Origin of the sequence: Planomonospora parontospora, from assembly GCA_014647935.1 — a bacterium.
Lineage (GTDB): Bacteria > Actinomycetota > Actinomycetes > Streptosporangiales > Streptosporangiaceae > Planomonospora > Planomonospora parontospora.
The window spans coordinates 338123-363813 of sequence record BMQD01000003.1; the positions used below are offsets into that span (position 1 = coordinate 338123).

Genomic DNA, 25691 nt, shown 5'->3' on the forward strand with positions numbered 1-25691 from the left:
GGCTACTCACCTGCCCCTGTCCTGCGCCGCAGGGGTCCGATTCCTCCCCCGTCTGAAGGCGGGGGTTTCCTCGGAGGTTTCTGATGAGTGAACTCGACCCCCGCCTGCGGGCGGTGTGCGACCTGTCCGTGGCCGGTGTCCGGGAGATGGCCGGCCGGCACGAGTACGACGGGCGGATCCAGGACCTCTCGCCCGAGGGCGTGCGCGCCGGGCTGGCCGCGCTGGGCCGGGGACCGCTCCCGGACGACCCCTACGACGCCGCCCACCTGGAGATCTTCGAGGAGCACGCCCGGGTCGCGTACGGCGAGCTGGAGCTGTACCGGCGCAGTCCCATGGAGCACCTGGAGAGCCTCGATCTGGCCTGCTACGACCGGGAGTACGCCCCGGCGGAGGAGCGGGCCGCGGCCCGGCTGGCCCACCTGGCCCGCTGGCCCGAGGCGGTGGACAACGCGATCGCCGCGCTCGACCGGCTGAGCGCGCCGGTCGCCACCGCGCTGCTCGGCACCGTCCGGGGCCTGGCCGCCGGGGTGCCGCGGCACGGTGTCGACGACGCCGTACGGGAGGCGGCGCTCAAGGCGCACGCCCGCCTGGCCGAGCACGTCGAGGAGGCCGCGCGCGCTGGAGACCCCGACGCCTCCCTCGGGGCCGACGGTTTGGCCCGGCTGATGGGCGCGGGCGAGGGCCTCACGGTGGACCTGGGCCGGCTCGCCGGGCGGGCCGACGCCGAGCGCGACCGGTTGATGGCGCGGCTGGCCGAGTCGTGCGCGAAGCTGGGCCGCGGGGACCGGCCGCCGCTGGACGTCTGCCGCGAGCTGGTCCGCGACCACCCGGGCATCGACGGTGTGATCGACGCCGCCCGGGAGGGCACCGAGCGGGCGATCGCCTTCACCCGGGAGAAGGACCTGGTGCCCTACCACGACGGCGAGTGCCTGGTCGGCCTGGCGCCCGAGTCGCGCCGCTGGGCCATGGCGATGATCAGCTGGGCCGCGCCCGGCGAGCCCGAGAGCCCGTCCTGGTACCACATCACCCCGCCCGACCCCTCCTGGCCGGAGCAGGAGATCGAGGAGTGGCTGGAGGTCTTCAGCGCCACCACGCTGCCCGCGATCAACGTGCACGAGGTCGCCCCCGGGCACTTCTCGCACGGCCGGGCCCTGCGCCACGCGTCCTCCGACGTGCGCCGGACGCTGATGTCGCTGGCGTTCTGCGAGGGCTGGGCGCACTACGCCGAGGAGCTCTGCGTCGAGGAGGGCTTCGCCCCGGACGACCCGCGCTTCGAGATCGGCGTGTGGCTGGAGGCGCTGATCCGGGTGACCCGGCTCGCCTGCGCGATCGGCGTGCACACCGGCGCGATGACGGTCGAGGAGGGCGCGCGCCGCTTCGAGGCCGACACCCACCTGGCCGGCCCGGCCGCGCTCTCGGAGGCCCGCCGGGCCACCTTCGACCCGACCTACGGCCGCTACACCTGGGGCAAGCTGGAGATCCTCGACCTGCGCGAGCGGGCCAGGGCGGAGTGGGGCGCGGGCTTCACGCTCAAGCGCTTCCACACGGCGATGCTGGACCTCGGCTCCCCGCCCCTGGGCCTCCTCGGCCGCGCCCTCTAGGCTCCCCGCCTCCGCCGGGCCTCCTCGGCCGCGCACTCCGGGCTCTCCGGGCTCCCCGCCTCTACCGGGCCCCGTCGTCCGGGCTCCCCGGAGCCCGGACGACGATCGCTCAGTGCCCGGACGACGCCAGTGTGGCGACCAGCGCGCGGGAGGTGGCGTCGGCCTGGCGGGCCACGGCGCCGGCCAGTGCCGCGGCGGTGTCGGCGTCGCCGGCGTTGGCGGCCTCCTCCAGGGTGGTGCAGGTCGCAGAGAGCCGCCGCCCGGCGAAGGCGGCGCTGCTGCCCCGGAGCTTGTGGGCGAGCCGGGCCAGCTCCCGCAGGTCCCTGCGGTCGGCCGCGTCGACGATGGCGGCGCTGGCCGCCGAGGCGTTGTGCAGGTAGGACGGGAGGAACTTCTCGGTGAGCTTGGGCCCGATGTCGCGCAGCTCGTCGAGCACGTCCGGATCGAGCAGTTCCTCGGCGTCGGCGAGGTCTCCGGACCCGGCGGCCGGGGCCTCCGGGTCCGCGGCGCCGCCGTGCCGTGCGGCCGGGACGACCGGGTGCTCCGGTTCGCCGGGGCGTGCGGCCGGGACGACCGGGTGCTCCGGTCCGCCGCCCGTGCAGCCCGTGCCGCCGGGGTCGCCGGTACGTCCGGCCAGGGCCGTGCGCAGCACGGCGTCGAGCTGCTGCCTGCGCAGCGGCTTGGTGAGGAACGCGTCCATGCCGGCCGCCAGGCAGCGCTGTTCGTCGGAGGCCAGGGCGGAGGCGGTCAGCGCGATGACCGGGACGGTGCTCAGCGGGGCCGGCAGCAGCCGGATCCGCTCGGTGGCCTGGTAGCCGTCGAGACGCGGCATCTGGCAGTCCATGAGCACGGCGTCGTACCGGCCCGCCTGCAGCAGGCGCAGCGCCTCCTCGCCGTCTCCGGCGACGTCGGCGGCGTAGCCGAGGCCCGCGAGCATCTCCACGACGACCTGCTGGTTGACCTCGTTGTCCTCGGCTACCAGGATCCGGAGGCCGTTCCCGCCCGCGCGGTCCACCGCGGACGGCGCGCCCGGCACCGACGGAGCGGACGGAGCGGACGGCGCGGCCTCCGGAGCCGGGACCGCGCCCGATCCCGCGGCGCCGGCCGATCCCGCGGCGCCGGCCGTACCCGTGGGGGCAGCCGTGCCCGTGGGAGCGGGTCCGCGGCCGAGCAGCTGCAGCAGCCCGCCGCGCAGCTGGGCGGCGCGCACCGGCTTCGTCAGGTACACCTCGATGCCGCACTCCCGGGCCGCCTGCGCCTCGCCGGCCTGGTTGGTGGAGGTCAGCATGGCCAGCCGGGTGCCGTCCAGGGCGGGGTCGGCGACGATGGCCCGGGCCAGCCGCAGACCGTCGAGGTCGGGCATGCGCATGTCGAGCAGGGCGACGGTGAACGGGTCGCCCGCTTCGGCGGCCTCGCGCAGGACGGCCAGGGCGCTGCGGGCGTCCGGCGCGCTGTGCGCCCGCACGCCCCAGCCGGCGAGCAGGTCCCTGACCACCCGGCGGTTGGTGAGGTTGTCGTCGACCACCAGCACGCGCACCCCCGTCAGGTCCGCGGCGGGGTGCTGCGGTACGGCCGGCAGCGCGGCCGCGCCGGGCAGCGGCAGGGTGAAGTAGAAGCGGCTGCCCTCGCCGGCCGTGCTGGACAGGCCGATCGTGCCGTCCATCAGCTCGACGAGCTGGCGGCTGATGGTCAGGCCCAGGCCGGTGCCGCCGTAGCGGCGGGTGGTGGAGGTGTCGGCCTGGGTGAAGGCCTCGAACAGGCCGTCCTGCCGGTCGGCGGGGATGCCGATCCCGGTGTCGGTGACGGCGAAGAGCACCTGCCGGATCCCGGAGCCGTCCTCGGCGGGGCCGACCCCGACCTCGACGACGACCTCGCCGCGCTCGGTGAACTTGACGGCGTTGGAGACCAGGTTGGTCAGCACCTGCCGGATGCGGTGCACGTCGCCGCGGAGCGCCGGCGGGATGGCCGGGTTCACGGCCGCAGCGATCTCCAGGCCCTTGGCCTGCGCCGGAGCGGCCATCAGGCTGACCACGTCCTCGACCAGCAGCCGCGCGTCGAAGTCGACGGGGTCGATGTCGAGCTTGCCCGCCTCGATCTTGGAGAAGTCGAGGATGTCGTTGATCACATTGAGCAGCGCGTCGGCGGAGCTCTGCACCGTGTTCAGGTAGTCGCGCTGCCGGTCGTCGAGTCCGGTGTCCAGCAGCAGGGTGGTCATGCCGATGACGCCGTTCAGCGGGGTGCGGATCTCGTGGCTCATGTTGGCCACGAACTCCGACTTCATCCGCGAGGCCGTCAGCGCCTCGTCGCGGGCCGCGGCCAGTTCGGCGTCGGCGCGCCGGTGCTCGGTGACGTCGCGGATGAACGCGTTGAAGGTCACGCCGTCGTCGTTGGAGGACGACCACACGGTCATCTCGGCGGGGAAGACCGTGCCGTCGTGGCGGAGGGCGTCGAGCTGCACGTAGCTGCCCGTCGCGGGCAGCGCGCCGCCGGCGAGCGCCCGCGCGAGCGCCGCGGAGTGGTAGGCGCGCTGCCCCTCGGGGATCGTGAGCTCGACCGGGTTCCGGCCCAGCGCCTCCTCGGCCGACCAGCCGAAGGTCGCCTCCGCCCGGCGGTTCCACCGGATGATCCGGCTGTTGCGGTCGACGACGAGGAACGCCTCGCCGGCCGCGTCGAGGATGGCGCCGACCTGCTCCTCCCGCCGGACCAGGTCGGCCTCGGCGAACCGGCGGCGGCGCTCGGCGTACGCCGTCAGCACCAGCCCGCCCATCAGGATCTGCGTCAGCGCCAGAGCCGCCGCCATCACCCGGCCGGCGAAGGCGTCGGCGGGGGCGAACGCCTCATCGGTCGGGATCTCGGCGCTCACCGCCCAGCCCAGCTCGGGGAGGGGCCGGTAGGCCACCTCCCGAGCGGCGCCGTCCTCCATCCGCCGCCCGGTCCCGCTGCCGCCGGCCAGTGCGGCCCAGACGTGCTCGTCGCGAGTGCTGGTGAGCAGCCCGGACCCGTCGTCGCCGCCGGACAGCAGGGTGCCCTTCTGGTCGGCGAGCGTCAGCCGTACCTGCTGCACGCCGGCCAGCCGGTCGGTGAACGCGGTCAGGACCTGCACGTGGTAGCCCGCAGCGACGACTCCGACGATCCGGCCCTCGCCGTCCTTCACCGGCGCGGCGACCGCCACCACGCGGTGGTCGTCCGCCACCGGCGTGGCGAACGCCTCCGACACGTACGCGCTCCCGGTCCGCAGCACGCCCTGGAAGTAGTCGCGGCCGGAGAAGTCCGACCCGACGGCCGGGGAGGACGGGCTGATCGCCAGCAGCGTGCCGGAGCCGTCCAGCGCCCACGCACCGAAGAGCGACGGGTCGTGCGCCTGCAGCTCCGCCAGGTGCCGGTCGAGGTCGCCGCCGGCGGTCATGGCCTTCCGCAGCGACGGCCGCTGGGCGTAGGAGGAGACCAGCTCCCGCGTCGCGTTCATCCGGCTGCCGATGTATCCGGCGCTGACGTCGGCTCCGGTGACCAGCCGCCGCTCGACCTCGGCGCGCACCGCGCCGGTGTTCTCCTGCACCGACAGGTACGCCAGCCCGGCCAGGGGCAGGAGGGCCAGCAGCACGACGCCGGCGGTCAGCGACAGGATCGAGTTGCGCAGCGCCGTCCGGGCGGGGGCGTGCGCGAGGGTGCGCCGGGCCGAGACGACGACGTGCGCCAGCGCGAGCGCGGTGAGCGCGAGCGAGGCCACGGCGACCGGCAGGAGGTGCTCGGAGGAGGACTGCACCGCCCGCACCACGGGCAGCGTCCCCAGCGCCACCAGAACGAGGATCAACGGCAGTCGGAGAAAACGCCTCATCGGCCAGGGCCCCCTGCGCTCGTCGGCTGTCATCGCGTTCCCATCGGCGGGGACGGACCGGCCTTGAGGGATGCCGGGAGACGACTCGCCGACGGGAACGACTCGCCGACGGGTACGGGTCGCCGACGGGTACGGCTCGACGGGGGGACAGGACTCACCGGCGGGCGCGGGTCACCGGCGGATACGGCTCACCGGCGGGCGCGGGTCACCCCGACCATCCGAAGCCCTTTCCCGACGGCCCGGCGCAGACGCTGCGCCGACGCGCGTTCGACCCGCTCCACCCGGCGTTCGCGCGCTTTGCGCTTCCAACGCCGTGCCTGGCCCTCCCACTTCTCCGCCCGATCCCGCCAGTACTCCACCTGGGAGGCGAGTGCGGCCGCGGAGGCGGAGGTCTCGTCACCGGGGGGGAGGATCCCCCACTTGCGGCCGTCCTCCCAGAGCGTGCCGGAGACCTGGTGGATCGCCTCCTCCAGGCTGTCTCCCGGCTCGATGAGCAACCGTGCGCGGCTGACCGCGGACGTCCGCTCCAGCCTGGCCGTGGTCAGCTCCTCGTGCTCGTCCAGCACCAGCGAGACCAGCCCCGCGGCCTCGTCGTCGGCGAACTTCACCAGCCGTACCAGGGAGTCGGGGGCGGGCACCCAGCCGGCCGGGCACTCGAACCGGAACGGCACGGGGAAGGCGCTCTCCGCGGCCTTCCGTACGAACCGGACACGGTTCTCCCCGCGGAAGGTCTCCCTGATCAGCCGGAGGTCGAGCATCGGGTCGTCCAGCGGGGGGCGGCGCTCGTCGGTGAGCAGGTGCCAGGGGCCGGTCAGGACGACGGACACGTCGGCCATCCATCCCGACAGGAGGCCGTTGACGGTCGCCCGCACCTCCTCCAGCGTGCGGCCCTCGGCGTCGACCACCGCCTCGACCGTCGGCACGAGGTACTGCCGGCTGGAGGTCTTCGCCTTCCGCTCCAGGAAGCCCGGGATCCGCTCGTTCATGTACGGCCGGGTGTACCGCGTGACCTCGTCCCGGCGGCGCATCACGGTGGACTCGCCGAGATGGCGGCAGCGCGACTCCCGGTCGCCGACGAAAACCGCGCCGGCCTGGGCGAGCCGGTATCCGATCTCGGTGTCCGACCCCCGGCGCAGCGAGGTGTCCATGCCGCCCGCCCGCAGGTAGAGCTCCTTCGGCATGGACGCGGTGGCGCTCACGAGGAGGCGCCAGGCGGCCAGACCGGCCTGGCGCAGGTCGCCGGTGCGGTCCCACTTCGCCTCGGTCCACTGGGGCACGCCGTCGTCGCCGAAGAGCTTGTCCACGGTCCCCGCGGTCACGGCGGCGTGCACCTCCAGGGGGCTGATGCTGCCCGGGGCGTACTCGTTGAACCGCAGATTGCCCAGGAGCACCAGGTAGTCGGCCAGGTGGTGCCAGCGCATCTGGGCCTCGACGTGCTCGGGGAAGAGCACCAGGTCGGCGTCGACCCGGTGCACGATCTCGCCGTCCGCGACCTTGACCCCGCTGTGGAAGGCGTTGGCGATGCCCCAGCCGGGCTCGGGCCGGACGACCCGGGTGTTCTCCGGAACCAGATCGGGCAGGCGCAGCGGCGCCTCCCCCTCGCCGTCGTCGACGACGACGACTTCGAGCAGGTGGTCCGGATAGCTCTGGCCGGCGAGGCTGGCGAGGGTGAGGGACAGGGTCTCCTCGCACCGGTACGCCGGGATCACGACGCTCACGCTGCGCCGGGGCGTCCACGCGCCCAGCTCCGGGGGGGTCAGGCAGCCGAAGTCGTTCAGCCGGATCCGCGGTCTCGGTATCCCGGTCGCCGGTGCGCTCGCAGCGTACACGTCCATCACTCGTCCTTTTCTCGCGGCGGCGTTGTCGTTCGCGGTGCGACGCTTCGCGTCGGGAGAGGACCCTCCTGCTCCGTCAGCGAGTGCGTGGGACTCCCCGCCCTGCCGATGCCCGTAGATGGCGGCCCCCCGGATCGCTGCGAAGGAACGTCGGAGACGCAACGGGGATCACCTCGGTTGGAATCTAGCCACGCCCCCAGCCGGAAACCGCTCGTTGGCGCCGCCTTTACCGCGGCCGGGCCCGTGTTTAACCAGTCGGGCCCGTGTTCGACCAGCGGGACGGCGGTCGCCCGCCCGGCCGCTCCCGGTCCCCGGCGCAGGACCGGTCGCCGATAGACTGGACTCACCGCTGTGGTTTCCTTTGGGGGTCTTGGTGTCAGAGTTCGACCCGTTGTCCGACCCGTTGTTCGACACCGTCCTGGTCGTCGACTTCGGCGCGCAGTACGCGCAGCTGATCGCGCGGCGGGTGCGCGAGTGCCACGTCTACTCCGAGATCGTCCCCTCGACGATGCCGGTGGAGGAGATGATGGCCAAGAAGCCCAAGGCCATCATCCTGTCGGGCGGGCCCTCGTCGGTCTACGCCGAAGGCGCGCCCCCGGTTCCCCGCGGCCTGTTCGAGACCGGTGTGCCGACCTTCGGCATCTGCTACGGCTTCCAGGCCATGGCGCAGGCGCTCGGCGGCACCGTGGCCAGGACCGGCGTCGCGGAGTACGGCGGGACCCGGCTGGAGGTGTCGCGGGAGGGCGTGCTCTTCGCGGGCCTGCCCGCCGAGCAGTCGGTCTGGATGTCCCACGGCGACAGCGTCTCCGCGGCCCCCGAGGGCTTCGACGTCACCGCGTTCACCCCCGAGACCCCGGTCGCGGCCTTCGAGCACCCGGTCAAGGGCCTGTACGGCGTGCAGTTCCACCCCGAGGTGCTCCACTCCGAGCACGGCCAGAGCGTGCTCAAGCACTTCCTCGACGCGGCCGGCTGCCGCCCCTCCTGGACGATGCTCAACATCGTCGAGGAGGCCGTGGAGGCGGTCCGCGCCCAGATCGGCCCCGAGGGCCGAGCGATCTGCGGCCTGTCCGGCGGGGTGGACTCCGCGGTCGCCGCGGCGATCGTGCAGCGGGCCATCGGCGACCGGCTGACCTGCGTCTTCGTCGACCACGGACTGCTGCGCAAGGGTGAGGCCGAGCAGGTCGAGCGCGACTTCGTCGCCGCCACCGGCGTCAAGCTCCGCGTCGTCGACGCCGCCGACCGCTTCCTCAAGGCGCTCGACGGGGTCACCGACCCCGAGGAGAAGCGTAAGATCATCGGCCGGGAGTTCATTCGGGTCTTCGAGGACGAGCAGCGCGCCATCATCGCCGACGGCCCGGTCGACTTCCTGGTGCAGGGCACCCTCTACCCGGACGTCGTCGAGTCCGGCGGCGGCACCGGCACCGCCAACATCAAGTCCCACCACAACGTCGGCGGGCTCCCCGACGACCTGCAGTTCCAACTGGTCGAGCCGCTCCGCGCGCTCTTCAAGGACGAGGTCCGCCGCGCGGGCGAGGAGCTCGGCCTGCCCGCCGCCATGGTCTGGCGCCAGCCGTTCCCCGGCCCCGGGCTCGGCATCCGCATCGTGGGCGCGGTCAGCCGCGAGCGCCTGGAGATCCTGCGCGAGGCCGACGCCATCGCCCGCGAGGAGCTCTCCCGGGCCGGACTCGACCGGGAGATCTGGCAGTGCCCGGTGGTGCTGCTCGCCGACGTGCGCTCGGTGGGCGTCCAGGGCGACGGTCGCACCTACGGGCACCCGGTCGTGCTGCGCCCGGTCTCCAGCGAGGACGCGATGACCGCCGACTGGTCCCGCGTGCCGTACGACGTGCTGGCCCGCATCTCCACCCGGATCACCAACGAGGTCCGCGAGGTCAACCGCGTGGTGCTGGACGTGACGAGCAAGCCGCCGGGCACCATCGAGTGGGAGTAGCCGGCGCGCGGCGGCGGCCCCGGAGGACCCCCTCCGGGGCCGCCGCCGTGTCCGGGTGACCCGGAGGCGATCGTCCGGCACGTACGGCCGGCACCGGACGGCTCGCCGTACCGGGGGCGGTGCAGGGGCGATCGTCCGTCACTAAATGGGGATAACTCCCTTTACCGGATGAGATGCCCGGTATGTTGGGGCGGGTGTCGACGACCGCTGCCAGCACCCGGACCGCCCGCCCCGGCACCTCCACCCGGCTGGCCTGGCTGGACGCGCTGCGCGGGCTCGGCGCGACGGCGGTGCTGCTGGAGCACGCGCTGCCCTGGTTCATGCCGCAGCTGCGACCCTACTGGTTCAGCCTGGGGCTGTACGGAATCCTGGTGTTCTTCCTGGTGAGCGGGTACATCATCCCGGTCTCGCTGGAGGGCCGCGGGGACGTCCGGGCCTTCTGGATCAGCCGGTTCTTCCGCCTCTACCCGATCTACCTGCTGGTCGCGGCCGGGGTCCTGGTGATGGCCTTCTGGCTGCCGGTCCGCGAGCAGGTCCCGCGCGACGTCGCCTCGGTCTCCGCGCACCTGACCATGCTGCTGGACGTGGTCCACCTGGGCGGCCTGGCCGACACCATGTGGACGCTCTCCTATGAGATGGTCTTCTACCTGCTGGTCACCGCCCTGTTCGTGTACGGCCTGCACCGCAGGAGCGGGACGCTCGCCGTGGGGTTCGGCGCGGTCGCGGTCGGGACGGGGCTGGTGCTCACCGCGCCGCTGCTGACGGGCTTCTGGCCCGCCTACGTCTCCGGGGTGGTGTTCGCCGCGGGCATGGTCTGCCTGGTCACCGGGAGGCTGCGCAGGACGGCCGCCTGCGTGCTCGGGGTGATGGCCGTGGTGCTGCTGCTCTTCGCCGGCTTCGTGCCGTGGTTCGGGGCGGCGATCCTCGCGGTGATGTTCACCGGGACCGCGGTCCGCCGCTGGGAGCAGGGCACCGGCACCCTCTGGCCGGTGGCCGCCGCGACCGCGCTGGTGGCGGCGGCCCCGGTCTGGGCGGAGCAGGCGGGCTGGTGGTGGGTCCGGCCGGGGGTGTGGACGACCACGATCGCCCTGGCCGGGGCGACGTTCGCGGGCGCGATGGCCCTGCGCGGACGCCGCCTGCCGCGCTTCCTGGTCTGGCTCGGCCTGGTCAGCTACTCGGTCTACCTGCTGCACCACCCGCTGCTCCGGCTGACGCACGCCGTGGTGGGGGACACACGGTCCATGCCGCCCGCCGTACAGGCGATGGTGACGGCGGGATTCGTCGCGGCGGTGCTGAGCCTAAGTTGGCTCACCTACCGCTACGTCGAACTGCCGATGCAGAACCTGGGCAGGCGGCTCGCCCGCAGGCCGTAGCGATCCCGCGGGCGGCCGGTGGCGGCTCAGTTGCCGTCTTCGGGGGACTGCGCGAAGTCGTCCGGGTCGCCGGTGGGCGAGTCGGCGGACAGGTCCTTGTCCTGGGCGGCGGCCGCGGGGAAGACGTCGGCCGGCTTCAGGGTCTTGAAACCGGGCAGCGAGGAGACCGCCACGACGTGGTAGCCCTGCTTCTTCAGCTCGGTGAGGAGCTTGGGCATCACCGTGACGGTCTGGGCGACCCAGTCGTGCATGAGGATGACGCCGTCGCGCTTGGCGTTCTTGAGCACCTCGTCGTAGATGGCCTTCTCGTTCTTGGTCGCCCAGTCGCGGGAACCGCCGTTCCACAGGACGATCGGCATCTTCATCTCGGCGGCGACGGTCTTGGTGTCGTCGTCGAGCAGGCCGTACGGCGGGCGGATCGTCGTCGGGTACTTGCCGGTGGCCTTCTTGACGACGTCCTGGGTCTTCTTGAGCTCCTCGCGGATGTCCTCGATGGAGCTCTCGGTGAACTTCGGGTGGGTGTAGCTGTGGTTGCCGATGTCGTGGCCCTCGGTGACCATCAGCTTGGCGAACGCGGGACGCGACTTCACGTACTGGCCCTCGAGGAAGAACGTGGCCTTGGCGTTGTGCTTCTTCAGGGTGGCGAGCAGCTTGTCGGCGTACTTGCCGGGACCGTCGTCGAAGGTCAGCGCGATGCACTTGACCTTCGTGCAGTCCACAGGCTTGGGCGCGGGGGTGGGCTTCGCCGTCGGCTTGGCCGTGGCCGTCGGCTTGGGGGTGGGGGCCGGCTTGTGCTGCTCCGCGCTCCACGCGGTGGTCGGTGCGGACAGCAGGCCCAGGGCGCAGCTGCCCGCTAGGACGATTCGGGTGGAGGACTTCATGAGGGGGACTCCGAGAGTTGCGGATGAGGCTGTCGGTACAGAAAACGTATCGTAGATAGACAATCGCCCCAAGGTGCCCGGATCGGCTCAGCTGTCAGCCGATGGTCAGGTTCCTCTGAGCTTCCTCTCAGCCTCCCGCCCGTCCCCGCCGGCCCGCTCCCCGGTCAGGAGGCCGAGGCCCTCCGCGGACTTCGGTAAAAGCCCGGTCATCGGCCGGTAGGCGGAACCTGAAGCTCCGGTGCCGCACCGCCCCCGCCGAGAACACTGTGGCTGGGCCACGGGGGACCAGACCACCCGGGCCGACACGGCCGCGCGCGATGGACGGATGAGCGATTATGCAGGACACGGAGATCTCTCTCATGGTCGGGATCGAGGACCGCCACTGGTGGTTCCGTGAACGCCGGGCGATCCTGCGCCGCGAGCTGCGCGGCTCCCGCACCCGGGGGGAGGCGCTGGACATCGGCGCGGCCGGGGGCGGCAACACCAGGGTGCTGGCCGGACTCGGCTACGAGGCCTTGGTGGCCGACTACTCCGAGGCGGCGGTTCAGGTCGCCAGGGAGCGGGGGCTGAAGGCCATCCACGCCGACGCCCGGGACCTGCCGCTGGAATCCGGGCGGTTCGACGTGGTCACCGCCTTCGACGTGCTGGAGCACATCGTGGAGGACCACCTCGCCGCAGCGGAGATCGCCCGGGTGCTCAAGCCGGGAGGCACGGCCCTGATCGCCGTCCCCTGCGACATGGCGTTGTGGTCCGCGCACGACGACGCAGTGGGACACGTCCGCAGGTACTCGCGGGAGGAGCTCGTCGGCCTGATGGAGAAGGCCGGCCTGGTCGTCGAGAGGGTCTGGAGCTGGAACGTGCTCCTGCGGCCCGTCGTGGCCCGCCGCCGGAAGAACAGCGAGGGCAACGACCTGACCGAGCTGCCCTGGATCGTCAATGCGGGCCTCACCGCCATCATCGTCCTGGAGCGGTATCTGCCGGTGAAGTCCATGCGGGGCGTCTCGGTCTTCCTCCGCGCGCGCAAGCCGGCCGCCCCTCCGGTCGGCGGCGCCTGAGAGCGACCCGTCCGGTCCGCTACCCGTCCGGCCCAGCCGGGGCCCGGAAGGTGCGGGTAAGGGAACGGCAAAGCCCCGGCCAAGCATGGGTGCACCCTCCCTGCGCCGAGGAGGTGCCTCACCAGACTCTCCGTATGGACACAGCTCCCCCCGGGGCGGACTCCCCGTCGGACCTCTCTGGAACCGCGGCGGCCCCTCCGCCGGACCTCTCCGGAACCGCGGCGGCCGTCCGGACGACCGGGTCCCGGCGCTCCGCCCGAAGCCGGACGGGGTTCCGGACGCGGGTGACGGGATGGCTTCCCGCGGTCTGCGCGGTCGCCCTGATCCTGACGGTCCTCGGCCTCCACGGCGTCTCCGCCCGGGACACGGCCGTCTTCGGGCTCTACCTCATGCTGGGCGTCGTGCTTCCGGGCACCTTGATGATCCGCGCGCTGTGGAGCGGCCGCAGGACGCTGGCCGAGGAGCTGGCACTCGGCGCGGCCCTGGGGTACGCGGTGGAGGCGGTCGCCTACATCGCCGCCCGGGCCGCGGGGGCGCCGCTCCTCGTGGCCGTCTGGCCGGTCGCCGTCTACGGCGCCTTCCTCGCCGTCCCGCGGTTGCGGAGGCACTGGAGGGGCGGACCCCGCCTGCGGACGCCGGTCTGGTGGTCGTGGTCCGTGGTGCTGGTCGTCGCGTTCATGGTCGTCCGGCCCATGGTGATTTTCTTTGATAAGTACGACATCACTCACCCGGAGATATGGGCAGGCGGGGCCGATCTCTCGTTCCACCTCGCACTGATCGGTGAGCTCAGGCACCACGTGCCGCCCACGGTTCCGGCGGTCTCCGGAGAGCCGCTGCTCTACCACTGGTTCGTCTACGCCCATCTTGCGGCCACGAGCTGGGTGACCGGAGTGGAGCCGGCGGTTCTGCTGTTCCGTCTGGCCATGCTTCCGATGCTGACCGGTTTCCTGATCCTGGTCGGGATGACAGGACGGCGGGTCACCGGCTCGTGGGCGGGCGGCGTGCTGTCCGTGGTGGGCACGGTCTTTCTGAAGGCACCGAATCTCTACGAGGGCGAGAACTGGGTTCTCACCTACGGTGGCGTGCAGGACATCACCTGGTCCAGCCCTACGCAGACCTACGGGGCGCTGCTGTTCGCGCCGGTGGTCCTGCTGGTACTGGAGCTGCTGCAGCGCCGACGACATGACACCGGCCGGTGGGTTCTGATCGGGGTCTTCCTTTTGGCGGTCACCGGCGCCAAGGCCATTTACCTGCCGCTGCTGGGTGCGGGGCTGGCAATGGTGATCGCAGTCGAACTGGTCAGGAGGCGCCGGATCTCCTGGCCTGCGTCGATCCTGCTCGGTGGGGTGGGAGCGTGCCTGCTCTTCGCGCAGGCGGTGTTGTTCGGCGGGGCGAATCAGGGGATGACCCTCGACCCGCTCGCCTTGTTCCGCATGGGCTGGATGCGGCTGAGCGGCCTGGGGAGCCAGATCGTGCCCTCACAGGCGTCCGTTCTCGGCCTCACCCTGCTGTACGTGCTGGGCTGGACCGTGGCATGGTCGGGGATCTCCGGCCTGCTGAGCAGGCCTAAGCTGCTCCTACGGCCCGCGGTTCTCCTCATGCTAGGCATCGGCGGGGCCGGTCTCGGGGTCGCCTTCCTTTTCGGCCATCCGGGGTTCAGCCAGCTCTTCTTCCTCATGGGCGCGGTGCCGTACGTGGTGATCATCGCGGTGTACGGGCTCATCGTGCTACTGCGGTGGTCACGGGTGCCGTCCCGGGCCACAGTGCTCGCGGCGGCCGCCGGAGCGGTCCTCGCCCTGCTTTTCCCCGCGATCTGCGGAGTCGCGCTCCCGCTGGGTCCGGACCGGCCGGACAGCGTCCTCTACCCGACGCAGATCGCCTTCGTGATCGCCGCCGGACTGATGATCATCGCCCTGTTCGTCACCGTGGGCGTACAGCGGGCCTGGGCCCTCACCATCGTCGTGTTCATGGCGATGAGCCTGCCCGGTAACGTGCGCGACCGGATCGTCTACCAGCGGAAGACGTCGAGAACCCCGCCGGTGTCGCAGGACGCCCTGACCGTCCTGCGCTGGTTGCGCGACCACTCCCATCCGGATGAACTGATCGCTACGACCGTGCACTGCCGCTGGTGGCGCCGGGATCCGTGTGACACGCTGCACTTCTGGGTGACCGCGTTCAGCGAGCGGAGGGTGCTGGTCGAGGGCTGGGGGTACACGCCGACGAACCTCAGGAACTGGACCCCGGGGAGGTCGCTCCAGCTCCCGTTCTGGGACCGCCGGAGATTCGAGGCGAACAAGAAGGCGTTCTACCGGTCCTCGGCGGGCGCCGTCCGGCGGCTGCGCGAGCGGTACGGGGTGGACTGGCTCTTCGTGGACGAGCGCCAGCCGAGACGCGGCGGGGCGGTCGGGGACTTCGCGGAGCTCCGCTTCCGCGCTGGGGACTACTCCGTCTACTCCGTCCCGGACGGGGGCGCCGCCGGTGCGCGCTCCCCGGAGGGTCGGTAATGGAAGACCCAAGAAACGGCCGAGCGACGGGTGCGCATTGAATGGCCGCTGTTTACTTGCATGCGTGAACGAGAACATACTGGCGACAATTCCATTCAATCGCCCTCATGTTTCACAGAATGAACTCGGTTATATCTCCGAGGCGCTGGAGCGGGGGCTCACCTCGGGGGACGGCCCGTTCACCCACAGGGCGAGCAGGCACCTGGAGAAGCTGACCGGCGGGAGCCGGGCCCTGCTGACCACGTCCTGCACCCACGCCCTGGAGATGGCGGCCATCCTGCTCGGCCTGCGACCGGGCGACGAGGTGATCATGCCGTCGTTCACCTTCGTGTCGACGGCGAACGCGTTCGTCCTGCGCGGCGCGGTCCCGGTGTTCGCCGACTGCAGGCCCGACACCCTGAACCTGGACGAGCGGCTGGTCGAAGCGGAGATCACGGACCGGACCAGGGCGATCGTCGCGGTCCACTACGCCGGTGTGGCGTGCCGCATGGACGAGCTCGGTGCGATCGCGCAGCGGCACGGCCTCGCGCTCATCGAGGACAACGCGCACGGTCTGGGCGGCCTCCACCGGGGACGGCCGCTCGGGTCGTTCGGCTGCATGGCCACGCAGAGCTTCCACGCGACGAAGAACGTCCAGTGCGGTGAGGGCGGCGCGCTGATACTGAACGATCCCGAGCTGGTCGCACGGGCCGAGATCGTCCGGGAGAAGGGGACCAACCGCAACCTGTTCTTCCGGGGGCAGACCGACAAGTACCGGTGGGTCGACATCGGATCGAGCTACCTGCCGTCCGACGTGCTCGCCGCGCAGCTGACCTCCCAGCTGGAGGCGTTCGACGCGATCCAGGCGCGACGCCAGGCGGTCTGGGGCGCGTACCACCGGGGGCTGGCGGACTGGGCGGGGGCGAACGAGGTCTCCCAGCCGGTGGTGCCCGACGAGTGCGCGCACCCCGCCCACCTCTACTACCTGCTCCTTCCCGACCTGGAGAACCGGCAGGCGCTGATCGCCCACCTGGCGGAGCGGGGCGTGCAGGCGACGTTCCACTACCAGCCGCTGCACGCCGCCCCCGCGGGGATCCGGTACGGGCGCCCCGCGGCGGGAGGGTGCCCGGTCACGGAGCGGGTCGCCGACCGCCTGGTGCGCCTGCCCCTGTTCGCGGACATGACCGAGTCCGACGTGGCGCGCGTGATCGGCGCCGTCCGGACGTACGAGGTGATCTGACCCGTCCTGGCGCGACCGGCAGGACATTGACCCGCCGGAGGCGGACCGGTCCTCCTCCGGCCCCGTTGAAAGCGAGAGGGAGCCACCATGCGCGTCGTCCTGTTCTGCAACGACCGGAGCGGCCTGGAGATCGCGACCTGGCTTCGCGGCCGGCCCGACGCCGACATCGCCGCCGTCGTCCTCAACGCCCCCGACCGGCGCCCCCGCCGCGCGGACGAGATCAGGAGCCTCTTCCCCGACCTGGACCGCCTGGGGCTGGTCCTCACCGGCGACACGCTCAGGAGCGAGGAGACGGTGCGCCGGATCGAAGGGCTCGGCGCCGAACTGGGGATCTCCCTGTTCTTCGCGCACATCTTCACCCCGGCCCTGATGAAGGCGTTCCCCCGGGGCATCGTGAACCTGCACCCGTCGCTGCTGCCGTACAACCGGGGGCGGCAGCCGGCCGTCTGGTCGATCATCGACGGGACGCCCGCGGGGGTGACCCTGCACCTGATCGACGAGGGGATCGACACCGGGCCGCTGCTCGCCCAGCAGGAGGTGGCGGTCCGTCCGCACGACACCGGAAGCTCGCTCTACCGGAGGCTGGAGGAGGCCGCCGTCGAGTTGTTCCTGCGGTCGTGGCCGGCGCTGTGCGAGGACGCGCTGGCACCGGTGGAGCAGGACCACGACAGGGCCACCGGGCACCCGATCACCGAGTTCCAGGAGCTCGCCCACCTCGACCCGGACCGGTCGATGCCCGTGGGCCGGCTGATCGACATCCTGCGCGCCCGCTGCTTCAACCGGGACGACTGCGTACGGCTCCGCACGCCCGACGGCGGCACCGTCCGGCTCTTCCTGGAGCTGATCCCGGACTGACCGGTCCGGCGGAACGGCATGAACGGCATGAAGGCTCCCGGCGGGCGGCGGTCCACGGAGACCGCGCACCCGCCGGGAGCCTTCCGCGCGGAGGTCCCGGCGTGGGGGCGGTGTCAGCGCGATCCGGTCGGCTGGACCGGGACGTCCACGGCGGCCGACAGGCCGACCCTCTCCCGGACGACGTAGGTAGGCCGCCCCAGTCCGCCTCCGTGGATGCGGCCGATGTACTCCCCGAGGACCCCGATGGATATCAGCTGGGCGGACGAGAAGATCGCGATCATCGAGGTGATCGTGGTGAATCCGGCGACGGTGGTGTCGCCCGTGGCGAAGCGCCACAGGACCAGGCCGCCCAGCAGGAGCCCGATGATCCCGGTGAGGAACCCCAGGTAGCTCGCCATGCGCAGGGGGGCCGTGCTGTAGCCGAGGAGCATGTTCACCGCGTGCCGCACCAGCATCCGCACGTTGTAGTTCGACTCCCCGACCTCTCGGTCGTTCATGTGCACCCCGACCGAGCCGATCTGGGCGGTGCCCCACGAGAGGGCCACGTCGACGGAGGCGTGCGGTCCGGACAGGTCCTCGAACCCGTCGCGCAGGCAGGTGCGGAAGGCGCGGAACGCGCTGATCTTCTGTGCGTTGCGGATGCCCAGCGCCCGTGACATCCCGGCCTTCACCGACCGCGACGCGAGGCTGCGCAGGAACCCGTGCTCCTCCTGGTGCGGCACGCCGTAAACCAGATCCAGGCGGTCGCCTTCGAGGGCGGTCAGCAGCAGCGGGACCTGCTCCGGAGGATGCTGCAGGTCGTCGTCCATCGTGACGACCACGTCGAACCTCGCCTCCCTGATGCCGGCCACCAGCGCGTTGTGCTGACCGTAGTTGCGGGACAGCCGGATCGCGCGGACGGTGTCGATCCGGCGGGCGAGTGATTCCGCCACGTTCCAGGTGCCGTCCGGGCTCCCGTCGACGACGAGGATCACCTCGTGCCGGACGGACATGTCACGCAGCACCGAGACGAGCCTGGTGACCAGCGGCGGAAGGGTTATCTCCGAACGGTAACACGGAATGACAACCGAAACGGACACGTTATTCTCCCGACTATCGACCGTGAATGTCCATGAACCCTGTACGATCCTTCAGAATTCTTCGGCGACCATTCTCGACAATCATTGGAGGTGTCACCGGATGACTGAACTGGACGTACGGACCGCTCCCCGACCCCGACCCGACCACCCGATGGGGGATTTGACATCGGGTCTCCGCGGACAGCGCATCACATATTTGATGGGAGGTGTCATGACGGTCGCGGTCTATTTTGGTCTTCTTGCCCTCGGTTTGCTGATCCTTGAGGACCGGGTTCCCTACCTTTTCCTGGTCGTGGTCAGCCACCTCCTCGCCGTCGCGACCGTCTACCCCTGGTACCGGCTGGTCGTCTTCCGCGTCTCCACGGGATCCTGGCTCACCGGCCTGGCCCGCTTCTACCTGGTCGGCCTGAGCTTTCTGGCCACCTCCGTCATCGGGCTCCCGCTCCTGGTCGAGCTCGCCGGCGTCCCCGTTCTCGCGGCCCAGTCGCTGGTGATTCCGGTGAGCACCGTCCTCGCCTATACGATCAATAGGTCATGGGCTTTCCGGGATCCGGCGAAGGTAAAGCGTTGGTAAGGGAAAAGGCGCCGAGGCGTAAAGCGGCGGATGGGTGAATCACCCCCCTATCACAATCTGAGGGCAGTGGCCGACCCGGTCGCCGCGTCCGGAGCATAGGGAGTTGAAAAAAGGGTGAAAGCGCTTGTCCTGGCGGGTGGAAGGGGCACCAGACTACGGCCGCTGACACACACTTCCGCCAAGCAGCTGGTCCCCGTCGCCAACAAACCGGTGCTCTACTACGGGCTCGAGGCGATACGCGCGGCGGGCATCACCAGCGTCGGGATCATCACCGGCGACACGGGCGCCGAGGTCAGGGAGGCCGTGGGCGACGGCTCGCGGTTCGGGCTCGACATCACCTACATCCCGCAGGAGGCCCCGCTCGGCCTGGCGCACTGCGTCCTGATCGCGCGGGAGTTCCTCGGTGACGAGCCGTTCGTCATGTATCTCGGGGACAACTTCCTGGTCGGCGGGATCGCCGACCTCGTCGGCGCGTTCCGCCTCGGCGGGTACGACGCGCAGGTCCTGCTGACGAGGGTCGCCGAACCCCGGTTCTACGGGGTCGCGGAGCTCGGCGCCACGGGGGAGATCGTCGGGCTGCAGGAGAAGCCCTCCCACCCGCGCAGCGACCTGGCCATCGTGGGGGTGTACTCGTTCTCTCCCGCGATCCACGAGGCGGTCCGGGCGATCACCCCGTCCGCGCGCGGCGAGCTGGAGATCACCGACGCGATCCAGTGGCTGATCGAGAACGACTACTCCGTCCACTCGCACATGGTCACCGGCTACTGGAAGGACACCGGGCGCCTGCAGGACCTGCTGGAGTGCAACCGGATGATCCTGGAGACGGTGGAACCGGCCAACCGGGGCACGGTCGACGGGCTGAGCGAGGTCACCGGCCGGGTCGTCATCGAACCCGGGGCCGTGGTGGAGAACTCCGTCCTGCGCGGCCCGATCGTGGTCGGGGCGGACGCGAAGATCCAGTCCTCGTACATCGGGCCCTTCACCTCGATCGGGCCGCGCTGCGTCGTGCAGGACGCCGAGGTCGAGTACTCGATCGTGCTCGACGACTCCTCCGTCCACGGCGTCTCCCGGCTGGCCCACTCCCTCATCGGCCGCAACGTCGAGGTGAGCCGGGCGGAGGGCACGCCCAACACGTACGGGCTCATGGTCGGCGACCACAGCAGGATCCAGGTGCGCGCATGAGGATCCTCGTCACCGGAGGGGCCGGCTTCATCGGCTCCCACTATGTGAGATCCCTGCTGCGGGGCGCCTACCCGGGCTGGGAGGGCGCCCGCGTCACGGTCCTCGACAAGCTCACCTACGCCGGCAACCTCGCCAACCTCGCCCCGGTGGCCGACCACCGCGACCACCGCTTCGTCCGGGGCGACATCACCGACGCGCGGCTCCTCGCGGACGTCGTGCCGGGCCACGACGTCGTGGTGAACTTCGCCGCGGAGTCCCACGTCGACCGGTCGATCGCCGGAGCGGGCGACTTCGTGACGACGAACGTCCTCGGTACCCAGCGGCTCCTGCAGGCCGCGCTCGAAGCCGGCGTCGGCACCTTCGTGCAGATCTCCACGGACGAGGTGTACGGCTCGATCGCCGAAGGCTCGTGGGACGAGTCGGAGCCGCTCCTGCCCAATTCGCCCTACTCGGCGGCGAAGGCCTCCGGAGACCTGCTGTGCCGCGCGTACCACCGGACGCACGGCCTCGACGTGCGGATCACCCGCTGCTCCAACAACTACGGCCCCTACCAGCACCCCGAGAAGGTCATCCCGCTCTTCGTCACCAACCTGATCGACGGCCGCCGGGTCCCCCTCTACGGGGACGGCCGGAACGTCCGCGAGTGGCTGCACGTGGACGACCACTGCCGGGGCGTCCAGCTCGTGCTGGAGAAGGGCTGCCCCGGAGAGGTCTACAACATCGGCGGAGGCGTCGAGCTCACCAACGTCGAGCTCACCGAGCGGCTGCTGACCGCTTTCGGCGCCGGGTGGGACATGGTCGTGCGCGTCCCGGACCGGCTCGGGCACGACCTGCGGTACTCCGTGGACAGCGGCAAGATCCGGGCGATCGGTTATGAGCCCCGGGTGGACTTCGGCGAAGGGCTGGCCGAGGTCGTGAAGTGGTACCGGGACCACCAGGACTGGTGGCGCCCTCTCAAGGAGGCGGTGCGATGACCGGGCTGCAGCGACCCGGGCCGAAGGGGGCGGGGGAGCCCGGCGGAGCCCCGGCGGGAGCGGGGGCCGCACCGGAGGACCGGCGCCGGCTCAGCCCGGCGGCCCTCCTGGCGGTCGTCGCACTCTGCTACGCCGCCGCCCAGTTCGTCCTGGTGTCGGTGGACTTCCAGATCGGCTGGGACGAGGCGGTCTACCTCAGCCAGTTCTCCGCCAACGACACCCCGCTCGACTTCCATCCCTCCCGGGGCTGGGGTACGTCCCTCGTCGTCGCGCCGGTCGTGATGATCACGAACTCGGTGGCGGCCCTCCGGGTCTACCTGACGGTCGTCTCGTCCCTGCTGCTGTTCGGCTCGTTCCGGATCTGGCTCGCGGTACGGCCCGGCTACACCGTCCCCCTGGCGGCGGCGCTCTACGCGGGCTGCTGGTCGACGGTGTTCTACGGCAACGCGGCCATGCCCAACCTCTACACCGCGTTCGGCTCCGTCGCGCTCACCGGCCTGGTGCTCCGGGCGGCCACCGCCGCGGGACCGGTCGGCGGGGCGCTGCCGGTCGCGGTGGCGGTCGTCACGGCGGCCATGGCCCTGTTCCGTCCCACCGACGCCACGGTCGTCGCCCTGGCCCTGGCGGCGGCGGTCCTCCTGTTCGCCCGCGGGCGGCGGTGGGGCCCGATGCTCATCACGCTCACCGCGCTCGGCGCCGGCCTGGCCGCCGGGTGGGGCCAGTGGCTGCTGGAGGCGGTGCTGGAGTACGGAGGCGTCGCGCAGCGGCTCGACGGCGCGACCCAGAACTTCAGCGCACCGCGGTGGCTCCTCGACCACCATCTGCGGGCCCTGGACGGGCCGACGCTCTGCCGGGCTCCGGAGAGCTGCGGACCGGTTCCCGGCGGAGGGCCCGTGTGGCTGGCCGCCGTCGTCCTGCTGGGGGTCGCGGGCCTCCTGGCGGCCTGGCGCAGGGAGTGCCGGACCGCGATCGCCGTCCCGGCCGCCGTCGGGGCGTGCTTCGCCGTCGCCTACCTCTACTACGGCGGCGTGACTGCACCGCGCTACATGCTGCCCGTCCTGGGGCTGTGGGCGATCGCCGCCGCGGAGGGCCTGCTGCGCCTGTCGGGGGAGGCCCGGCGGCGGGCCGGGCTCGCGGCCGCGGTGGCGTGCTGCGTCCTCGTCGTGGGAGGCCACCTCCACCTGCAGAAGGCGTATCTGGCGGTGAACGTCGGCCCGATGACGTCCTCCCGCGCCCAGGACGCCCTGGTGGCGGAGGCGCTCGGCAGACTCGGCCACCGCCGCCCGTGCCTCGTCTACGGATGGCACGCCCCGCAGATCGCGCACCCGCTGGGCTGCGAGGCGCTGGGCACGGCGGGCGGGAGCCCGCTGCCCGCGACGCCGGCGTCCGTCCTGGCGAAACCGGCGGAGGGCTACACGGTCATCGCGGTCTACCGGGACGACGCCGACGCGGGTGCGCCCGAACTCGCGGCCTGGCCGGAGCACCGGCTGACGTCCAGCGGATGGCACGCCCGGCTGAGCGGCGGCGGGGCGGATCCCGCCCCCGCGCACTGACGCGGTGAACCGGCGCCGGATCCCGCCGGCCGGCGCCTCGATGCTTCTGAAACGCCAGGCACCCGGTCCGCGGCAGGCTGACCCGGTCAGAGAGCCGGGTCGCGGACCCGGGTGCCTCCCGATCTCCAGCGAATAGGCATGCAGCGGCCTCAGCGCCGTTCTGAAGGCATTCGGAGAACCCTGTGCGAGTTCCACCGGTGAGGTGTTCCAGCCGTTCGGCCCTGTTGTCGGCCGGTGCGGTCCAGGCGGCTCTGGCCGCCGCGTACGGCCTCGGCGCCATCGGGCAGCGGCCGTTCCTGTCGTTGTTCTCCGTGGTGGCGACGGCGACCGTCCTGGCGGTGTTCGCCCGGACGGGAGCGATCCTGCGGAGGACCGACAGGAACACGGACCGCATCCAGCGGCTGCACGAGGAGCTGTACCGCGTCGAGCGCAGGACGGCCTCCTGGGAGGAACTGGGAGAGTCCCGGCACGAGGAGTGCCTCAGAGCCGTGTCCGATTCCCGAGCCCGGATGGAGCAGGAGTTCAGGCTCGTCGAGAAGAGGTTCTCCTCCCTGGACCGCGCCGTCCACGACACCCACGCGCAGACCGAGGCGTTCGTCGACCTGCGCGCGCTCGTCCAGCCCCGGGCGCCCCTCCCGCCGCTGGGCGGCTGGGCCGCGTCGGCCGGCGTGCTGCGGCCGATGATCGGCTGGATCCTCGACAACGGGCCCAAGACGATCGTGGAGTGCGGCAGCGGGTCGTCCAGCGTGTGGCTGGGCTACATCGCCGAACGGACCGGTTCGGCGGTCGTCGCGCTCGAACACGACGCGGACCACGCGAGGGCGACCCGTGAGCTCGTCCGCGCCCACGGTCTCTCCGACGTCGTCGAGGTGCGCCTCGCCCCTCTCGAGGAATGGGAGAGCGGCGGGGAGACGTGGCGGTGGTACGCGCGGGACGCCCTGGAGGGCCTGGCCGAGATCGGACTGATCTTCGTGGACGGGCCTCCCGGCGCCACGGGACCCACCGCCCGCTACCCCGCACTCCCCCTCCTCCTGCCGCTGTGCGCGGAGACGGTCGCGGTCTTCCTCGACGACGCGGCCAGAGAGCAGGACCGGGCGGTGAGCGACCGGTGGGCCGCCGAGTTCCCCGAACTCGTCCGTTCCCGCCACCGGGGTGAGAAGGGACTGGACACATTCATGAGGAGCCGCACGTGAACACCGATCCGGGCAAGGCGATCCCCGTCCTGGGATGCCACATCGGCTTCGAGGGGTATCCGGAGCCGCTGGCACGGTTGCGCGAGGGCGCCGACGCGGTGTGGACGGATCTGGACGGCGCCCCGACGGACCGCCCGATCGCGGAGTCGGAGGTGGAGCGCTTCCTCCTCCTGGCGAGGACGCCCGCCGACCTGCGCCGGGCCGTTCCGCTCGCGGCGCTGCTCCCCGAGGCGCGCACGATCGTCGTGGTGGTCTCCGAATCGCCGCGCTGGCGGCCGGCGCCCGTGCCGGTCGCCGACAACGCGCAGTACTGGCGCAGGCTCCTCGACCTCCGGGTCCGCAGAGGACAGGGGGACTCCTGGAGGGTCGAGACGGACTTCGCCAGGGCGGTGCCGTCCGGAGGGGTGCTGAAGGCCCTCTCGCGCGGCCTGGCCGGCGGTCAGCGGGGCGTGCTGTACAAGCCGGTGGTCTCCCTCGCGGGCGTGGGCTCCCACCACTGGCGGCCCGGCGACCCCAACGTCGTGCCGGCCCCGGTGACGGGTCCCGTCCCCGCCAGACGGGCCGCGCCGGGGTGCGACCTCGTGCTGCGGACACCGGGGGCGGAGGCCCCCGACTGGCAGGAGGAGGGGGGGCCGGCGCCGATCGACCGGCCCGTGTCCGGCGAAGGACCCGGCGGACTCGGCGCGGTCCCGCCCCGGACCCCGACCCGGGGACTGGTCCCGGCCCAGACTCCGCCGCGGGACCACGGGCGGGGCGGTGCCGGCCCGCTGCCCTCCGTCGACGACCTCCCGCCGGTGGACGAGCTCTCCGTGTGCCCCATCGGGTTCGCCGCCGTGGTGGACGGGCCCCTCGGCGAACTCCGCCAGGGGAGCGGGACGTACGAGATAACCGCCCGCGGCGAGGTCGCCACGCTGATCGCCCCGTCCGGGGCGCTCACGGAGCCGGACGTCGCCCGGGTGCGCGAACTCGCGGGCGTCGCGGTGGACCTCGACGGCGACTGGGCCGAGCCGTACGGGGTCGCGCGCGTCGTCTGCGGCCTGGCCGCGGCGGGGGTGCCCGTCGTGGCCAGGCCGGGGCCGCGGTGGAGCGGAGTGCTGGGAGCGGAGCTGGCGGCGCTGCTGAACGGGTTCGATCCGGCGGGACTGTCCGACCCGCTGACCCGGGAGCAGTTCAGCATCCGGCTGCGCCGGTCGGCGCTCGGGCTGCACAGCGTGGCGGCCAGGTGGCGCGCGTTCGCCGTGGCGAGGGGCCTGCGGCCGCCGGACCCGCCCACGGTCTCCGTGCTGCTGTGCACGCGCCGGCCCGAGCTGGTGGGGTTCGCGCTGGGGCAGATCGCACGGCAGCGGGGGGTGGAGACCGAGGTGGTCCTCACCCTGCACGGGTTCACCGCGGACCTGCCCGGCGTCGCGGAGGCCGTGTCGTCCTACCCGGGGATGATCACGGTGATCGAGGAGGACCCGGGCGTCGTGTTCGGCGACGTGCTCAACCGGGCGGCCCGGCGCGCGTCCGGCCAGTACCTCACCAAGATGGACGACGACGACTGGTACGGCCCGGACCACCTGGCGGACCTGCTGCTCGCCCAGAGCTACTCGGGCGCCGATCTGGTGGGGGCCGCGCCGGAGTTCTTCTACCTGGCCCCCATCGGGACCACCGTCCGCCGCGAGTTCAGGACGGAGCTCTACTCCGAGCACGTGGCCGGCAGCTCCATCCTGGTGTCGAGGGGGGTGTTCGACGGAGTCGGGGGATTCCGGCCGATCTCCCGGACCGTGGACGGCCAGCTGCTGGAGTCGGTCTCGGCGGCGGGCGGAAGGATCTACCGCTGCCACGGCCTCAACTACCTCGTCAGCCGGCGGAGCCTGTCCGGGCACACGTGGCAGGAGCCGCTCAGCAGGTTCCTGCAGAAGTACCGCCAGCAGTGGCGGGGGCTGTACGCGAACGCACTGATGGAGATGGAAGGCGACGCCCTCGTCACGGGCCCCCTCGCCGCGGGCGGAACCGCCGCCGCGGGCGCGGGGGGCCGCTGACCCCGC

The 25691-nt window shown here is 72.1% G+C and carries 17 protein-coding genes; 13 read left to right on the forward strand and 4 right to left on the reverse strand.

Features of this window, described 5'->3' with window-relative positions:
• Nucleotides 1-83 precede the first annotated feature (83 nt).
• Nucleotides 84-1601: a DUF885 family protein gene (locus IEZ07_RS06985; RefSeq protein WP_191893992.1), complete on the forward strand. Its 1518-nt coding sequence runs from the start codon at nt 84-86 to the stop codon at nt 1599-1601.
• Nucleotides 1602-1710: 109 nt separating this feature from the next.
• Here IEZ07_RS06985 and IEZ07_RS06990 read toward each other — a convergent pair whose 3' ends face one another.
• Together IEZ07_RS06990 and IEZ07_RS06995 are read right to left on the reverse strand one after the other, a co-directional pair.
• On the reverse strand, nt 1711-5397 hold the full coding sequence (locus IEZ07_RS06990) for a response regulator (protein WP_191893993.1): 3687 nt from the start codon (nt 5395-5397) through the stop codon (nt 1711-1713).
• Nucleotides 5398-5624: 227 nt separating this feature from the next.
• Nucleotides 5625-7271 (reverse strand): glycosyltransferase family A protein, encoded by a 1647-nt coding sequence (locus tag IEZ07_RS06995; protein WP_191893994.1) that lies wholly within the window; start codon nt 7269-7271, stop codon nt 5625-5627.
• Nucleotides 7272-7662: 391 nt separating this feature from the next.
• Between IEZ07_RS06995 and guaA the strand changes: the two genes are divergently transcribed.
• Both guaA and IEZ07_RS07005 read left to right on the forward strand, forming a co-directional pair.
• Nucleotides 7663-9219: a glutamine-hydrolyzing GMP synthase gene (guaA, locus tag IEZ07_RS07000; protein ID WP_191894103.1), complete on the forward strand. Its 1557-nt coding sequence runs from the start codon at nt 7663-7665 to the stop codon at nt 9217-9219.
• Nucleotides 9220-9413: 194 nt separating this feature from the next.
• Complete coding sequence (locus IEZ07_RS07005) at nt 9414-10592, forward strand: acyltransferase family protein (RefSeq protein ID WP_239319555.1); 1179 nt, start codon at nt 9414-9416, stop codon at nt 10590-10592.
• A 26-nt stretch (nt 10593-10618) separates the two neighbouring features.
• On the opposite strand, the gene IEZ07_RS07010 is transcribed toward IEZ07_RS07005, so the two are convergent.
• Nucleotides 10619-11473 (reverse strand): polysaccharide deacetylase family protein, encoded by an 855-nt coding sequence (locus IEZ07_RS07010; RefSeq protein WP_191893996.1) that lies wholly within the window; start codon nt 11471-11473, stop codon nt 10619-10621.
• Nucleotides 11474-11808: 335 nt separating this feature from the next.
• Between IEZ07_RS07010 and IEZ07_RS07015 the strand changes: the two genes are divergently transcribed.
• The 4 genes from IEZ07_RS07015 to IEZ07_RS07030 all read left to right on the forward strand — a co-directional run bounded on the left by IEZ07_RS07015 (nt 11809) and on the right by IEZ07_RS07030 (nt 17106).
• The gene (locus IEZ07_RS07015) at nt 11809-12528 is read left to right on the forward strand and encodes a class I SAM-dependent methyltransferase (protein ID WP_191893997.1); all 720 of its coding nucleotides are present in this window, start codon (nt 11809-11811) and stop codon (nt 12526-12528) included.
• 284 nt (nt 12529-12812) lie between these two features.
• Nucleotides 12813-15032, forward strand: a complete 2220-nt coding sequence (locus IEZ07_RS07020) for a hypothetical protein (protein WP_191893998.1) — start codon at nt 12813-12815, stop codon at nt 15030-15032.
• 64 nt (nt 15033-15096) lie between these two features.
• Nucleotides 15097-16251, forward strand: a complete 1155-nt coding sequence (gene rffA, locus IEZ07_RS07025; protein WP_239319554.1) for a dTDP-4-amino-4,6-dideoxygalactose transaminase — start codon at nt 15097-15099, stop codon at nt 16249-16251.
• Between the two features lie 87 nt (nt 16252-16338).
• Nucleotides 16339-17106, forward strand: a complete 768-nt coding sequence (locus tag IEZ07_RS07030) for a formyltransferase family protein (protein WP_191893999.1) — start codon at nt 16339-16341, stop codon at nt 17104-17106.
• A 113-nt stretch (nt 17107-17219) separates the two neighbouring features.
• Here the strand turns inward: IEZ07_RS07030 and IEZ07_RS07035 are convergent, their stop codons facing one another.
• Entirely contained in the window at nt 17220-18185 is a 966-nt protein-coding gene (locus IEZ07_RS07035; protein WP_191894000.1) for a glycosyltransferase family 2 protein, read from the reverse strand.
• Between the two features lie 199 nt (nt 18186-18384).
• Here IEZ07_RS07035 and IEZ07_RS07040 point away from each other — a divergent pair, with 199 nt between their 5' ends.
• The 6 genes from IEZ07_RS07040 to IEZ07_RS07065 all read left to right on the forward strand — a co-directional run bounded on the left by IEZ07_RS07040 (nt 18385) and on the right by IEZ07_RS07065 (nt 25685).
• A complete protein-coding gene (locus tag IEZ07_RS07040) occupies nt 18385-18759 on the forward strand; it encodes a GtrA family protein (RefSeq protein WP_275413758.1) in 375 nt (124 codons plus the stop codon).
• Between the two features lie 114 nt (nt 18760-18873).
• The gene (locus IEZ07_RS07045; RefSeq protein WP_068896616.1) at nt 18874-19941 is read left to right on the forward strand and encodes a glucose-1-phosphate thymidylyltransferase; all 1068 of its coding nucleotides are present in this window, start codon (nt 18874-18876) and stop codon (nt 19939-19941) included.
• Nucleotides 19938-20915 (forward strand): dTDP-glucose 4,6-dehydratase, encoded by a 978-nt coding sequence (gene rfbB / locus IEZ07_RS07050; RefSeq protein WP_191894002.1) that lies wholly within the window; start codon nt 19938-19940, stop codon nt 20913-20915. Before IEZ07_RS07045 ends, rfbB begins: the two co-directional genes overlap by 4 nt.
• Nucleotides 20912-22468, forward strand: coding sequence for a hypothetical protein (locus IEZ07_RS07055; RefSeq protein ID WP_191894003.1), 1557 nt, complete (start codon nt 20912-20914; stop codon nt 22466-22468). The genes rfbB and IEZ07_RS07055 overlap by 4 nt, the downstream gene beginning before the upstream one ends.
• Before the next feature lie 197 nt (nt 22469-22665).
• Nucleotides 22666-23661, forward strand: coding sequence for a class I SAM-dependent methyltransferase (locus tag IEZ07_RS07060; RefSeq protein WP_191894004.1), 996 nt, complete (start codon nt 22666-22668; stop codon nt 23659-23661).
• Entirely contained in the window at nt 23658-25685 is a 2028-nt protein-coding gene (locus IEZ07_RS07065) for a glycosyltransferase (protein WP_191894005.1), read from the forward strand. The genes IEZ07_RS07060 and IEZ07_RS07065 overlap by 4 nt, the downstream gene beginning before the upstream one ends.
• The last annotated feature ends 6 nt before the right edge of the window (nt 25686-25691 follow it).